The sequence below is a fragment of the Nonomuraea sp. NPDC049607 genome, assembly GCF_040675375.1.
GTDB lineage: Bacteria > Actinomycetota > Actinomycetes > Streptosporangiales > Streptosporangiaceae > Nonomuraea.
This window is the reverse complement of the sequence record NZ_JBFAOV010000007.1, coordinates 305,469-319,113: the sequence shown is the minus strand read 5'-3', so window position 1 is coordinate 319,113 and position 13,645 is coordinate 305,469. Positions and strand designations below refer to the sequence as shown.

Here is a 13,645-nt window from a genome sequence, read left to right as displayed (position 1 = left end):
CCCCCTTTTCCATCATCGCCAACAATGGTCAGAAATCGAAGTCAACCTTCGGCCACCACCATGGTTCACTTGCCGCCGCCCGGCCGGACGGGGACGCTTGCCGGTGCGCGCCGCACGCCCAGTCGCCGGGGGCCGGTCCCCCTGTTCCGAGGAGGACTGCATGGTCTCGCTCGCGCTGCCCAAGGGCACGTTCCTGGAGCGTCCCGTCCTCGACCTCTTCGCCGCCGCCGGGCTGGAGGTGCGCCGCCCGTCCGAGCGCGGCTACCGGGCCGCCATCGCCTACGACGGCGGCGTCGAGGTGGTCTTCCACAAACCGCGGGAGATCCCGCTCGCCGTGGAGAGAGGCGTCTTCGACTTCGGCGTGACCGGCACCGACTGGATCGAGGAGACCGGCGCGAAGGTCGAGCTCGTCGAGGTGAGCGGGTGCGTGCCCCCCTGGCGGCTCGTGCTCGCCGTCCCCGACGGGCATCCCGCCGTGGACGCCGCCGGCCTGCCGGCCGGGGCCCGGATCGCCACCGAGTACCCGAAGATCGTCAGGCAGTTCTTCCAGAGCGTGCCGCTGCCCGTACGGATCGTCCCGTCCTTCGGGGCCACGGAGGCCAAGGTCCCCGAGCTGGCCGACGCCGTCGTCGAGGCCGACGGGCACGGCTCCGCCCTCGACGACCACGACCTGCGGGTCATCGCCACGTTACGAACGTGCTCCCCGCACCTCGTCGCGAGCCCGGCCGCCTGGCGGGACGCCGGCAGACGCGCCGCCATCCAGCGGATCGCCCGGCTGCTCACCTCGGTGGACGGGGGAGCGGCGCACGTGCTGCTGACCGTGCGCACCTCCCCGCGCGACCTGCCGCGCGTGGCCGGGTCGATGCCGGAGCGGTCCTGGCGGGCCGGCACCGGCCTGACCGAGGGCCTGGTGGTCGTGCAGGGGCTGGCCGCCCGGCGCGGCCTGGCCGAGACCATCGGCGGCCTCCTGGCCGCCGGGGCGCTCGACGTCATCGGGTCGGGCGTCGGGAAGGACGTCACCGCGTGAGCCGGCGGATGATCGTGTGCGACCTCGACGGGACGCTCCTCGACTCCCGCGGCCAGGTCTCGGAGCGCACCAGGACGGCCGTGCGCCGCGCCCGCGCCGCCGGGCACGTGTTCGTCATCGCGACCGCCCGGCCGGTGCGCGACACCCGTCCGGTGGCCGCGGCCCTGGACCACGCGGCCGTCGCCGTCTGCGGGAACGGCTCGATCACCTTCGACTTCGGCAGCGAGGAGGTGGTCGACTTCCGCCCGCTGGACCGGCAGCCGCTCGCCGCGGCGCTGTCGGTGCTGCGCGACCGCTTCCCCGGCGTGCGCCTGGGCGCCGAGTGCCGCCTTGAGCTGCTGCTGGAGGACGCCTTCCACCTGCCCGAGCCGCTGGCCCGCGACGCCCGGCGCGTCCCCCGCCTGGAGGGCGAGATCGGCCGGCACGACGTCGGCAAGCTCATGGTCCAGCTCGAAGGGGCCGCCCGCCAGTACTACGAGACCGTGCGAGGGATCCTGACCGGCTGCGAGGTCACCATCTCGGCGGACGTGTTCTGCGAGGTGATGCGGGCCGGCGTCACCAAGGCGGCGGCCCTGAAGTCGATGGCGGCCCGGCTCGGCCTCGGCAGCGCCGACGTGATCGCCTTCGGCGACATGCCGAACGACCTCCCCATGCTGACCTGGGCCGGAACCGCGGTGGCGGTCGCCAACGCCCACCCCGCCGTGCTCGGCGCGGTCGGCGAGGTGACCTTCTCCAACGACGACGACGGGGTGGCCGCGTGGCTGGAAAGGCACGCCATGGCCGATTTCTCAGAGAAGTATTGACGCTTGTCTGACGAGTATTCATGATGGGCGCTGGAGCCGGGAACGCACCGGCCAGGATCGGCCTGCGGAGGCAGGCCGCCAGGGCCCGCGCCAGGCGCGGGCGTCCCGTCTGAGAGGTGCCCCAGTGCCCCGATTAGCCGCTGCCCCTGTGCTCGTCCGCGTCGTCGCCCTCTGCGCGGCGCTGTGCTCGCTCGCCGCCTGCACCGCCGTCGACTCCGCCGGCGGCCCCGCCGCCGGGACGAAGGGCGCCACCTCGGTCGGCGTCGCCTTCAGCCGCGGCGGACGCGGAGACAGGTCCTTCAACGACTCGGTGGGGGCCGGCGTCGACCGCGCGAAGGCCGAGCTGGGCGTCACCGCCAAGGAGCTCAGCCCCAACGCCGCCGGGTCCGACCTGGAGGAGATCCTGCGGCTGCTGGCCCAGACCGGCCACAACCCGGTGCTGGCCGTCGGCTTCTTCTACGCCCAGCCGCTGGCGAAGGTCGCCCCCGCCTTCCCCCGCACCCAGTTCGTCATCATCGACGACGCCACCGTGAAGCTGCCCAACGTCACCAACGTGGTGTTCCGCGAGGAGCAGGCCAGCTACCTGGTCGGCGCGGCGGCCGCGCTCAAGTCCGCCACCGGGAGGATCGGCTTCGTCGGCGGGGTGCAGACGCCGCCGCAGGAGAAGTTCCTCGCCGGGTACGAGGCCGGCGCCCGCGCGGTGAAACCCGCGATCCAGCTCTCCAGCGTGTTCATGTCCCAGCCGCCCGACTTCAGCGGCTTCTCCGCGCCCGACAAGGCCCAGGAGGCGGCCCGCGGCATGTACGACGGCGGCGCCGACGTCGTCTACCACGCCGCCGGCGCGTCCGGGCTCGGCGTCTTCCAGGCGGCCAAGGCGGCCGGCAAGTGGGCGATCGGCGTCGACGTCGACCAGCGGAAGACGGTCGATCCGGGGCTCGCCGGGGTGATCCTCACCAGCGCCACCAAGCAGCTCGACGTCGCGGTGCTGAGCATCGTCCGGGACGCGGCGGCGGGCCGGCCGATCGCCGGGGTGCGCGAGTTCGGGCTCAAGGAGGGCGGCGTCGGCTACGCCACCAGCGGCGGCGAGCTCGCCGACATCCAGCCGCGGCTGGAGGAGCTGCGCAAGCAGATCGTCTCGGGCCAGATCAAGGTGCCCGTCAGGCCGGCGGAGAGCCGGTGAGCCGGGCGCGGGCGGCGGGCCGGGAGGCGGTGGGCGTGCTCGCCGTGCCGGCGCTCGCGCTGCTGATCGCGCTCACGGTCGCCACCGCGCTGCTGGCCGCGGTGGGGGCCGCGCCGGGGCGGACGTACCTGACGATGCTGGAGTTCGGGGTCCGGCCGGACTCGCTCGTCTCGGCGGTGAACCGGGCGGCCGTCTACTTCTTCGCCGCCCTCGCCGTGGCCGTCACCTTCCGGATGAAGCTGTTCAACATCGGGGTCGAGGGCCAGTACCACGTGGCCGCGCTGTTCGCGGCGGTCGCCGGGACGGCCGTGCGGCTGCCGGGCCCGCTGCACCTGGCGTTCGTCTGCCTGGTCGCCGTGCTGGCCGGGGCCCTGTGGGCGGGGATCGCCGCGGTGCTCAAGGTGTGGCGCGGCGTCTCCGAGGTGCTGTCCACGCTGCTGCTGAACTACGTCGCCACCGCCGTCGTCGCCTACCTGCTGGCCGAGGTCTTCGCCGCCGGCAGCACCTCCGGTTCGACGCCGGAGCTGCCGCCGTCGGCCCGGCTGCCCCAGCTCACGCTGCCCTCGGGCGACCAGCTCGGCTCGGCCGCGCTCGCCGCGGTCGTGCTGGGGGTGGCCGTGCACCTGATGCTCACCCGCACCCGCTACGGCTACGAGCTGAAGGCCGGCGGCCTGAACCCGGTGGCGGCGCGCGTCCAGGGCATCGACCCGCGCCGGATGATCCTGGTGACGATGTTGTTGTCCGGCGGCCTGGCGGGCCTGGCCGGGCTGCCCGACCTGCTGGGCCAGACCTACCGGTACGGCATGGACTTCCCCTCCGGCGCGGGCTTCACCGGGATCGCCGTGGCCCTGCTCGGCCGCAACACGCCGGTGGGCATCGCGCTGGCCGCCCTGCTCTTCGGGTTCCTGGAACGGTCGGCGCTGATCCTCGACATCGAGGGCATCCCCAAGGAGATCGTCACGATCATGCAGGGCGTCATCGTGCTCAGCGTCGTGGTCGCCTACGAGGTGGCGCGGCGCGTGGAACGCAGACGCGCCGAGCGGCTCGTACGGGAACAGGCCGCCCCCGCGCTGGAGCCGTCCGCGTGAGCGCGGCACGGTACCGGTGGTGGCGGGCCGCGCTCGTCCTGCTGCTGGCGATGTCTGCGGTCAGGGTGTTCACCGGCGCCGACGAGCTCACCGGGTCGGGCGTCATGGGGGCGGCGCTGCGGCTGGCGGTCCCCATCGGGCTCGCCGGGCTCAGCGGCCTGTGGAGCGAGCGCGCGGGCGTCGCCAACCTCGGCATCGAGGGCATGATGATCATCGGGACGGTCTGCGGCGCCTGGGCCGGGTACGCGTACGGCGTCTGGGCCGGGGTGCTGGTCGGCACGCTCGGCGGGGTCGCCGCGGGGCTGCTGCACGCGGTCGTCACCGTGACGTTCGGGGTCGACCAGGTCGTCTGCGGCATCGCGATCAACATCCTGGCCGTGGGCGTGGCCCGGTTCATGTCGGTCATCGCCTTCAGCGGCCTGCCGGGGGCGGGGGCCACCCAGTCGCCGCCGGTGCGCGGGTCGATCGGCACGGTGAGCGTGCCCGTCCTGGCGGGCGGCGGGGGCTCGCCCGATCTCCTGGGCGGGCTGGAGCGCGGCCGGTTCTTCCTGGTGTCCGACCTCGCCGGGATCGTGCGGGGGTTCCTGCACGAGGTCTCGCTGCTGACCGTGGTCGCCGTCGCGCTGGTCCCGCTGAGTTTCGTGCTGCTCTGGCGGACCGCGTTCGGGCTGCGGCTGCGTTCGGCGGGCGAGCATCCCGCGGCGGCGGACTCGCTCGGCGTCCCGGTGCTGCGGATGCGGTACTACGGCGTGCTGGTCTCCGGCGGGCTGGCCGGGCTCGGCGGGGCCTACCTGGTCACCGTCTCCTCGACCGTCTACCGCGAGGGCCAGACCGGCGGCCGGGGCTTCATCGGGCTGGCCGCCATGATCTTCGGCAACTGGCGCCCGACCGGTACGGCGGCGGGTGCCCTGCTGTTCGGCTACGCCGACGCGCTGCAACTGCGCCAGGCGAGCGCGGTGCACGTGCTGCTGCTCCTCGGGGCCGTGCTGGCCTGGGTCGCGGCGATCGTGCTCGTCCGCACGCGGCTGCGCCCGGCCGCGACGCTGGCGCTGCTCGGCGCCGCCGCCTTCGCGCTCTTCCAGGGCACCGACTCGGTCCCCACCCAGCTCGTGTACGCCACGCCGTACCTCACCACGCTCCTGGTGCTGGTCACGGTCGCCCAACGGCTCCGCATGCCGGCCTACGTCGGCATCCCCTACCGGCGAGGAGACGCGTGATGGCCATCGACCGGGAGCCTCGCCTGATGGGGTACGCCGACCGCTGGTCGGCCGCCCCCGGCGAGCGGCTGACCGTGCACGCCTCGGGCCCGTCCGGGGAGGCGGACGTCGCCCTCGTGGACCTCGTGCGGGAGGGCGACCTGACCCCGGCCGTGCCCGTGACGATCGAGCCCCGGCCGCTGCGGCCCGGCTCCCGGCTGGAGGCGGCCTCGGTGCCGACGCCTCCCCGGGGCGGCCTGGCCCTGTGGATCCGTCCCAAGCGGCTCGGGGCGCGCCAGGTCGTGGCCCGTCTGGGCGCCTCCGGCTGGCGGCTGCTGCTGGCGCTCGACGAGGAGGGCCGGCCGGAGGCGACCGTGCTGACGGCGTCCGGGAGCATGGGCTGCCGCCTGCGCGCGGCCGTCCCGGCGGGGGAGTGGTCGCTGCTGGCCGTGGCGTGGGACGCGGCGCCGCTGATGACCGTCCTGCACCTGAACGACTTCCGCACCCCGGGCGTGAGCGCCGGCCGGGCCCGCCTGCCGCTGCCGTCCACGTCCGGCGAGCTGCGGATCGGGGCCGGCGACGAGCACCCGTACGCGGGCCGGATCGCCCTCCCGATGGTGACGGACGGCCTGCTCACCGCCCCGGGACACGCCCCGCTGCGCGACCTGACCACCGCTCCCGAGCTGGTCAAACACCTCGGCCCCGACCTGCTGGCCCTCTGGGACCCCTCCGCCGGGCCCGGCGCCCCCGTCGTCCCGGACGTCAGCGGGAACGGGCGCCACGCGAACGCCGTCAACCGGCCGCTCGCCGGGCTGATCGGGCCGGGAGGCGTCGCCCGCACCGCGCTCCAGGTCAGCCCGGAGGACCTCGACGACGCCCGCTGGCCGGTGACGTGCGAGCTGACCGTCCCCGAGGACGCCGGCTCCACCGTGCTCGGCGTGCGCCTGCGCACCCGGGGCCAGTCGTGCGTCCTCCCCGTGGTGGTGCGCCCGGACGGGACGCGCAGGAGCGCGGTCGCGGTCGTCCTGCCCACGTTCACCTACCTCGCCTACGCCAACCACCGGCAGTCCAGCGAGGCCGAGTACTTCGGGGACTACAAGCGGGTCACCGACCGCGTGATCACGCTCTCCCCGGTGGACGCCTACCTCAACGAGCACCGCGAGCTCGGCCTGTCCCTGTACGACCAGCGGAGAGAGGGCGGTCACGTCACCCACTCCTCCAGGCTCCGCCCGGTGCTCAACCTCACCCCCGGCTACCGCTGGTGGATGACCGGCGCGCCACGCCACTTCGCCGCCGACCTGCTGCTGCTGCGCTGGCTGCGTTCGGCGGGGTTCGCCTTCGACGTGCTGGCCGACGAGGACGTGCACGAAGGCGGCGCCGACCTGCTGTCCGCCTACCGCGTCGTCCTGACCGGCAGCCACCCCGAGTACGTCACCGCCCCCGGCCGCGCGGCCTTCGGTGCGTACGTGTCGGGCGGCGGCCGGCTCATGTACCTGGGCGGCAACGGGTTCTACTGGGTGACCGGCGTCGACCCCCGTCACCCGCACGCCATCGAGGTCCGCCGCGGCCACGTCGGCGACTGGTGGGACGACGAGCCCGGCGAGGACGTGCTGACCTCCACCGGCGAGCCGGGCGGCCTCTGGCGGCACCGCGGCCTCGCGCCGCAGGAGTTGCTCGGCGTCGGCTTCGCCGCCCAGGGGTGGGGGCCCGCCCCCGGGTACACCCGGCTGCCCGACAGCCACCGGGAGGAGGCGTCCTGGGTCTTCGAGGGCGTCGGGACCGACCCGGTGGGCTGCTGCGGGCTCGCGCTCGGCGGGGCGGCCGGGGACGAGATCGACCGGGCCGCGCCCGAGCTCGGCACCCCACCGGACACCCTGCTGCTCGCGACCTCCGCGGGCGGCCACAGCCACCACTACCGGCCCCCTACCGAGGAGGCCGGAACCGGCGCGGAGACCGTACGCGCCGACATGACCCTGCGACGGCTCGGATCAGGCGGCGCGGTCTTCGCCGCCGGATCCGTCAACTGGGTGACCAGTCTCGCCTGCTGTGACGGTGACATCAGGCGAATCACCCGCAACGTCCTGTCCCGATTCCTGCTCTCCCGCAGCTTGTGAGTGAGGAGTGACGTGACCACCGCCAGCGCGAGGCACCTCGACTACCCCTATCCCCGCACGTCGGCCGAGTTGACCGACGAGCTGTTGTCCATGCCCGCCGAGGACGTGGCGGCCATCGCCCGCCACCCGCTGACCGTCTACCCCGACACGACCGAGCTCTACTACCGGCTGGCCCGCGAGATGGCCGACGAGTTACGCGCCCGCAACATGCGCGGCGAGCCCACCCGCTGGATCCTGCCCGTGGGACCGAAGGCGCAGTACCCGATCCTCGCGCGCATCTGCAACGAGGAGCGCATCAGCTGGGCCGACGTGTTCGCCTTCCACATGGACGAGTTCCTCGACTGGCAGGGCCGGCCGGTGGACCCCTCGCATCCCTTCAGCTTCCGCGGCTACTGCGACCGCAACCTCTACCAGCTCCTCGACCCCGACCTGCGGCCCCACCCCGACAACGTCGTCTTCCCCGACGTGTTCGACCCCGACGCGTTCGGCGAGCGCCTGCGCGGCACGGGCGGCGCCGACACCTGCTACGCGGGCTTCGGCTACCGGGGGCACCTGGCCTTCAACGAGCCGCCGTCCACGCGCTGGCACCAGTACACCGCCGAGGAGTTCGCCGCCTCGACCACGCGCGTCGTCCCCTTGCTCGACGACACGATCGTGGCCCACTCCCACCGTGTGACCGGCGGCTACACGCAGGCGATCCCGCGCATGGCGATCACCGTCGGCATGTCGGAGATCCTCTCCGCCCGCCGGCTGCACCTCGTCACCGACGGCGGCGCCTGGAAGCGCTACATCGTCCGGGTCCTCCTGCTCACCACCGAGCCGGACGTGCTGCTCCCGGTCACCTTCGCGCACCGCCACCCCGACGTGCGCGTGACCGTCGACGCCGACAGCATCGCGCCCTGCGCCCTGGGGCTGGGCTCGTGACCGTCGTCGCGATCGGCGCCTACATCGTCGACCTGTACATGTTCGGCGACCACCTGCCGGAGCCGGGCGAGAGCGTCAACGCCGCCGACTACGCCACCGCGCACGGCGGCAAGGCCGCGAACGTGGCCGTGGCCGCCGCGCGGCTGGGCGCACCGGCCCGGTTCGTCGGCTGCCTCGGCGACGACGCCGCCCGGCCGGTGGCGCTGGCCGAGCTGCGCGCCGAGGGCATCGAGGTCGGCGACTGCACCACGGCCGTCGGCGTGGCGACCGGGCGCAGCTTCGTCTACGTCGACTCCGGCGGCAGGCAGATGGTGATGACCTGGCCGGGGGCCGCCGACCTGCTGCCGCCCGCCCAGGCGGCCGCCGTCGCCGCCGGACTGCCCACCGGGTCCGTGCTCGTCCTCCAGGGCGAGATCCCGCTGGAGATCTCCTACGCCGCCGCGACGGCCGCCCCGGCGGGCGTGCGCGTCCTGCTCAACCCCAGCCCGGCGGGCCCGTTCCGCGAAGGGACCGGGAAGGAGCTGCTGGCCCGGGCCGACCTGCTGGTGCTCAACGAGGGCGAGCTGGCCGCCCTGGCCGGGCCGACCCCCGGCGACCTGGACGACCTGCGCGGCCGGACCAGGGGGCGCGCCGTCGTCGTCACCCGCGGCGAGCACGGCGCCGAGATCGCCGACGACGGCGGCACTATGCTGATCGACGTCCCCAGCGTGCGCGTTGTGGACACCACCGGCGCGGGTGACGCCTTCACCGGCGCCCTGGCGGCCGCCCTCTGCGCCGGCGCGGGCCTGGTGCGCGGCGTCCGGCTCGCCTGCCAGGTGGCGACCGTCTCGGTCACGCGCCGGTTCTGTGCCCCCAGCTACCCATCGGCCGCCGAGCTCGGCATCGCCCCGCTCCGCGGTCCGTCCGTGCAGGAGAGACCCGCGTGACACGACGTCATCCCACCCTGGCCATCCAGATCCGTGACCGGCTGCACGCCCTGATCGTCGAACAGGGGTTGCGCCCCGGTGACAGGCTGCCGTCGGAGAACGAGCTCATGACCCTGTTCGACGTCGGGCGCACCAGCATCAGGGAGGCGTTCAAGCTCCTGGAGCAGGAAGGGCTCATCCAGGCCAGGCACGGCGACGGCCGCTACCTCACCACCCAGCCCAGCCTGGACCGGCCGCTGACCCGCCTCGAAGGCGTGACCGAGATGCTGGCCAGCCGGGGGTTCACGGCCGACAACACCGTCCTCGACGTCGTGGCCACCGAGCCGGACCGCCACCAGCGCGAGCTGCTGCAACTCCCGCCCGGCGAGGCCATCGTCCGGTTGGAACGCCTGCGCCGGCACCGGGACGACGCGCTGCTGTACTCGATCGACCTGTTCCCGCGCTCGCTCATCGGCCGCCCCATGGACGAGGTGGACTGGACGGGGTCGCTGTTCCAGCTCCTCACCGAGTACGGCCACACCATCGCCTACGCCGTCGCCCAGGTCAGGGCGGTGACCCTCAGCCACGCCCAGGCCGAGCGCATCGGCACCCCCGAGGACGGCGGCGCCTGGCTGCTGCTGCTCCAGACCCACCACGACAGCGCCGGACGGCCGCTGCTGTATTCGCAGGACTACCACAGGGGCACCGACTTCTCCTTCCACCTGGTGAGACGCCGAGACTGACGAGTCCCCACGACCGATAGAGCCGCCGCCGCGTACCGACCGACCGCCGTTCGCCGACGCAGAGAGGATCATGCGATGAGTGCCATCACGCTGGAGGCCGGCCAGCCGATCCCGGCCTCCCCTTCCAGCCTCCGTGCGAGGTGCTCCAGGCTGTCCGTCTTCTGGCTCGCCGAGGACGAGGTCTCCTTCTACGGGCTCCCGCCGCTGCTGATGAAGGTGTCGAACGTGGCCGGGGTCGCGGTCGTGCGCAGCTCGGCGGAGGCCAGGCTGCTGCTGGCCGGCGAGGACTTCGACGTGGCGGTGATCCCGCTCGCCGTCCTGGCGGACGTGCTCGGCGGACGCCCCTGCCGGGCCCGCCCGCGCATCCTGGCCATGGTGCGGCAGGGGGAGGAGCTCGCGCCCTGCGTCGCCCAGCGGTACGGCCTGGCCGGTTGCCTGCTGTGGGACGAGATCAATGTCGCGGGCTTGTCGGGCACCTTCGATCGGCTGCTGCGCGGTGACGCGCCCGCCCCGTCCAGAGGCGGCCCCGACCTGCTCGGACGCCTGACCGAACGCGAGCACATGGTCCTGGCGCTGCTGCTGCGCGGCATGAGCAACCACCAGATCGCCCGCGCGATGGGCATCTCCATCCACGGCGTCAAGCGCCACATCTCGAACCTGCTCGTCAAGTTCAACTGCTCCAACCGCACCGAGGTCGCCCTGGTCGCCCAGCGTCTCGGCCTCGACCCCGCCGCCCGCATCCCGAGCCACCTGAGCAGCACCGGCACGTAGCACGTACGACGAACCATCCCGATCGGTCATCGAGAAACGGAGTGACAATGGACGTCCCTCTCATGGAACTCAGCGGCCGCGCTCCCGTCGTCAGGCTGCACGACATCGAGGCGGACATGGCCGCCGCCACCGACGCCATCAGGTCACAGCTGACCGGATGGGGCTTCATGGCCGCGGAGGTTCCCGGCATCGGCGAGCGCGTCGCGGCCATGATGAACGACTTCGCCGCGGCCTGCCGGGCGACCGGGCCCGCCCTGTCCGACTACGCCTACGACGTCGTCCCGCAGCTCGCCGTCGGCGGCACGCACGGGTTCTTCCCGTACAACTCGGAGATCCCGCGCCTGGCCAACGGCGTGCCCGACCCGAAGGAGTTCATCCACGTCAGCGGCGCCATGATCGGCGACCAGCCGCCCGGGGCGGGTGACGTGCTGCGGGCCTTCCCGGCGTTCGGCACCCGCGCCGCCGAGGTGTTCGACATCGCCTTCCGGCTGATCTCGCTCTTCGGCGAGGTCGTCCGGGGGATGATGCCGCCGGGCACGCCCGAGCTGGACCTGTCGCACGACGCGACGAACCTGCGGGTGATCCACTACCGGGACGTGGGCGACCGCCAGGTGCTGGCCCACGAGCACTCCGGCATCCAGATGCTCGGCCTCCAGCTTCCCCCGTCCGACCAGGGCCTGCAGTACGTGCTGCACGACGGCACCTGGGTCGAGCCAGTGATCGCCGGGACCGACGTCGTGCTCTGCAACATCGGCCGGATGCTCACCAGCGCCTCCGACGGGCGGTTCCGGCCGTCCACGCACCGGGTGCACACCAGGCCGATGCCCGCCGGCTACGAGCGCCTGTCGTCCGTGCTCTTCGCCTACCCGCAGCACAAGGCCCGCCAGTGGAAGATGGTGGACGGCGAGCTGATGACGCTGAACTCCACCTGGGGCGACTTCATCGAGAGCCGCTTCCAGGGCCTCGGCAAGCAGTCCTGACCACCCGGCCTCCACCCGCCTCCTGGCGGCCTTGGCTGCCGTCAGGAGGTGGCGCGGACGGCCGCGCGGATCACGTCGGCGACCTCCTTCGGCCGGGACACCGCGACCGCGTGCGAGGCGCCCGCGACCTCGACGGCGGTCGCGCCGGCCCGCTCGGCGCCGAACCGCTGCACGTCGGGGTTGATGGCCTGGTCGGCGTCCGCGACGACGGCCCACGACGGCTTGGCCCGCCAGGCCGTCGTGGCCGCCGGCTCGGTGAACGCCCCGGCCGCCAGCGGCCGCTGCGCCACCGCCAGGACGCGGGTGACGTCGGCGGGCACGTCCGCGGCGAAGACCTCGGGGAAGGCGTCGGCGGCGATGGTGAGCTCCACGGCGGTGCCGCCGCCGGCCAGCGGGTAGGACGCCTGCCGCAGGCTCGCGCCGAGCGGCGGCTCGGGGAAGCGTCCCTGGAGCTCGGCCAGGCTCTCGCCCTCCTCCAGGACGTACGCGGCGACGTAGACGAGGCCGACGACGTTGTCCGCCGTGCCGGCCACGGTGATGATCGCGCCGCCGTACGAGTGGCCGACCAGCACGACCGGGCCGTCGATCTGGGCCGCCACGGAGGCGACGTAGGCGGCGTCGGAGGCCAGGCCGCGCAGCGGGTTGGGCGGCGCGACCACGGGGATGCCGTCCCGCTGGAGCTCGGCGATGACGCCGGTCCAGCTCGCCGCGTCGGCGAACGCGCCGTGCACGAGGACGACCGTCGGGGTGATGCTCTCCGTCATGGGAAAGGCTCCTTCTCTGGGCAAAGGGGACCGGTCGGCCCCGGTAGCGATCCAACAGCCCGGCCGCTCGCGCGCACGAGGCGGAAACGTACTTCTGCCTGTGGTTCCGCCTCGTCTTTCCCCGGGACGGTCGCTTTGATGGATGACGGCCCCCCTGCTTCCCGCCCCTTCTTCCTGGAGTGATCATGATCAAGCCTGTCCTGGAACCCGCCGCCCAGGCGTTCGCCGAGGCCACCGCCGAGCCGCCGTACCTGTTCCAGCTCCCGCCGGAGGAGGGCCGCAAGGCCGTGAACGAGGTCCAGTCCGGCCCGGTCGAGCTGCCCGCCGTGGACGAGGAGTGGGTGACGGTCCCCGGCGGCCCCACCGGCGAGGTCAGGGCCCGCATCGTGCGGCCCGCCGGCAGCACCGGCGACCTTCCCGTGATCATCTACATCCACGGCGCGGGCTGGGTCTTCGGCAACGCCCACACCCACGACCGGCTGGTCCGCGAGCTGGCGACCGGCGCCGGCGCCGCCGTGGTCTTCCCCGAGTACGACCTGTCGCCCGAGCACCGCTACCCGGTCGCCATCGAGCAGAACTGGACGGTCGCCCGCTGGATCGTCACCGACGGCGCCTCCAAGGGCCTGGACGCCACGCGCCTGGCGGTGGCCGGCGACTCCGTCGGCGGCAACATGACCGCCGCGCTCACCATCATGGCCAAGCAGCGTGGCGGGCTGTCGCTGCGCGGCCAGGTGCTCTTCTACCCGGTGACCGACGCCTCCTTCGACACCGGCTCCTACCGGCAGTTCGCCGAGGGCTACTTCCTGCGCCGCGACGGCATGCAGTGGTTCTGGGACCAGTACACGACCTCGGCCGCCGAGCGCGCCGAGATCACCGCGTCCCCGCTGCGGGCCACCGTCGAGGAGCTGACCGGCCTGCCGCCGGCGCTGGTCATCACCGGCGAGGCGGACGTGCTGCGGGACGAGGGCGAGGCGTACGCCGCCAAGCTGCGCGAGGCCGGGGTGCCCGTGACCGCCGTGCGTTACCAGGGCATCATCCACGACTTCGTCATGCTCAACGCGCTGCGCGGCACGTACGCGGCCGAGTCGGCGATCGAGCTGGCCGTGGGCACGCTGCGCCGGGCCCTGCACGAGAGCTGACCCGCCGCGCC

At 73.6% G+C, this 13,645-nt stretch carries 13 protein-coding genes; 12 read left to right on the top strand and 1 reads right to left on the bottom strand.

Annotation, left to right across the window (positions count from 1 at the left end; all coding sequences use genetic code 11):
* Positions 1–160 precede the first annotated feature (160 nt).
* The 11 genes from hisG (at position 161) to AB0J97_RS17315 (ending at position 11,731) form a co-directional block, all read left to right on the top strand.
* Positions 161–1,027, top strand: a complete 867-nt coding sequence (gene hisG / locus AB0J97_RS17365; RefSeq protein ID WP_364089451.1) for an ATP phosphoribosyltransferase — start codon at positions 161–163, stop codon at positions 1,025–1,027.
* On the top strand, positions 1,024–1,830 hold the full coding sequence (locus AB0J97_RS17360) for an HAD hydrolase family protein (protein WP_364089448.1): 807 nt from the start codon (positions 1,024–1,026) through the stop codon (positions 1,828–1,830). The genes hisG and AB0J97_RS17360 overlap by 4 nt, the downstream gene beginning before the upstream one ends.
* 124 nt (positions 1,831–1,954) lie before the next feature.
* A complete protein-coding gene (locus AB0J97_RS17355; RefSeq protein ID WP_364089445.1) occupies positions 1,955–3,010 on the top strand; it encodes a BMP family ABC transporter substrate-binding protein in 1,056 nt (351 codons plus the stop codon).
* Positions 3,007–4,098 carry an ABC transporter permease gene (locus AB0J97_RS17350; RefSeq protein WP_364089442.1) on the top strand — a complete coding sequence of 364 codons (1,092 nt, stop codon included), beginning with the start codon at positions 3,007–3,009 and terminating at the stop codon, positions 4,096–4,098. The genes AB0J97_RS17355 and AB0J97_RS17350 overlap by 4 nt, the downstream gene beginning before the upstream one ends.
* Complete coding sequence (locus AB0J97_RS17345; RefSeq protein WP_364089439.1) at positions 4,095–5,315, top strand: ABC transporter permease; 1,221 nt, start codon at positions 4,095–4,097, stop codon at positions 5,313–5,315. The genes AB0J97_RS17350 and AB0J97_RS17345 overlap by 4 nt, the downstream gene beginning before the upstream one ends.
* Positions 5,315–7,408, top strand: a complete 2,094-nt coding sequence (locus tag AB0J97_RS17340) for a N,N-dimethylformamidase beta subunit family domain-containing protein (protein WP_364089436.1) — start codon at positions 5,315–5,317, stop codon at positions 7,406–7,408. The genes AB0J97_RS17345 and AB0J97_RS17340 overlap by 1 nt, the downstream gene beginning before the upstream one ends.
* Before the next feature lie 12 nt (positions 7,409–7,420).
* Positions 7,421–8,332 carry a hypothetical protein gene (locus AB0J97_RS17335; RefSeq protein ID WP_364089433.1) on the top strand — a complete coding sequence of 304 codons (912 nt, stop codon included), beginning with the start codon at positions 7,421–7,423 and terminating at the stop codon, positions 8,330–8,332.
* Positions 8,329–9,258 (top strand): PfkB family carbohydrate kinase, encoded by a 930-nt coding sequence (locus AB0J97_RS17330; RefSeq protein WP_357694733.1) that lies wholly within the window; start codon positions 8,329–8,331, stop codon positions 9,256–9,258. Before AB0J97_RS17335 ends, AB0J97_RS17330 begins: the two co-directional genes overlap by 4 nt.
* Positions 9,255–9,980: a GntR family transcriptional regulator gene (locus AB0J97_RS17325; RefSeq protein WP_357694735.1), complete on the top strand. Its 726-nt coding sequence runs from the start codon at positions 9,255–9,257 to the stop codon at positions 9,978–9,980. The genes AB0J97_RS17330 and AB0J97_RS17325 overlap by 4 nt, the downstream gene beginning before the upstream one ends.
* A 75-nt stretch (positions 9,981–10,055) precedes the next feature.
* Positions 10,056–10,751 (top strand): LuxR C-terminal-related transcriptional regulator, encoded by a 696-nt coding sequence (locus tag AB0J97_RS17320; protein ID WP_364089429.1) that lies wholly within the window; start codon positions 10,056–10,058, stop codon positions 10,749–10,751.
* Between the two features lie 47 nt (positions 10,752–10,798).
* Positions 10,799–11,731 (top strand): hypothetical protein, encoded by a 933-nt coding sequence (locus AB0J97_RS17315; RefSeq protein ID WP_357694739.1) that lies wholly within the window; start codon positions 10,799–10,801, stop codon positions 11,729–11,731.
* 41 nt (positions 11,732–11,772) lie between these two features.
* On the opposite strand, the gene AB0J97_RS17310 is transcribed toward AB0J97_RS17315, so the two are convergent.
* The gene (locus AB0J97_RS17310) at positions 11,773–12,495 is read right to left on the bottom strand and encodes an alpha/beta hydrolase (protein ID WP_357694741.1); all 723 of its coding nucleotides are present in this window, start codon (positions 12,493–12,495) and stop codon (positions 11,773–11,775) included.
* Positions 12,496–12,674: 179 nt separating this feature from the next.
* On the opposite strand from AB0J97_RS17310, the gene AB0J97_RS17305 reads away from it, so the two are divergent.
* Positions 12,675–13,634: an alpha/beta hydrolase gene (locus AB0J97_RS17305; RefSeq protein ID WP_357694743.1), complete on the top strand. Its 960-nt coding sequence runs from the start codon at positions 12,675–12,677 to the stop codon at positions 13,632–13,634.
* Positions 13,635–13,645: the final 11 nt, after the last annotated feature.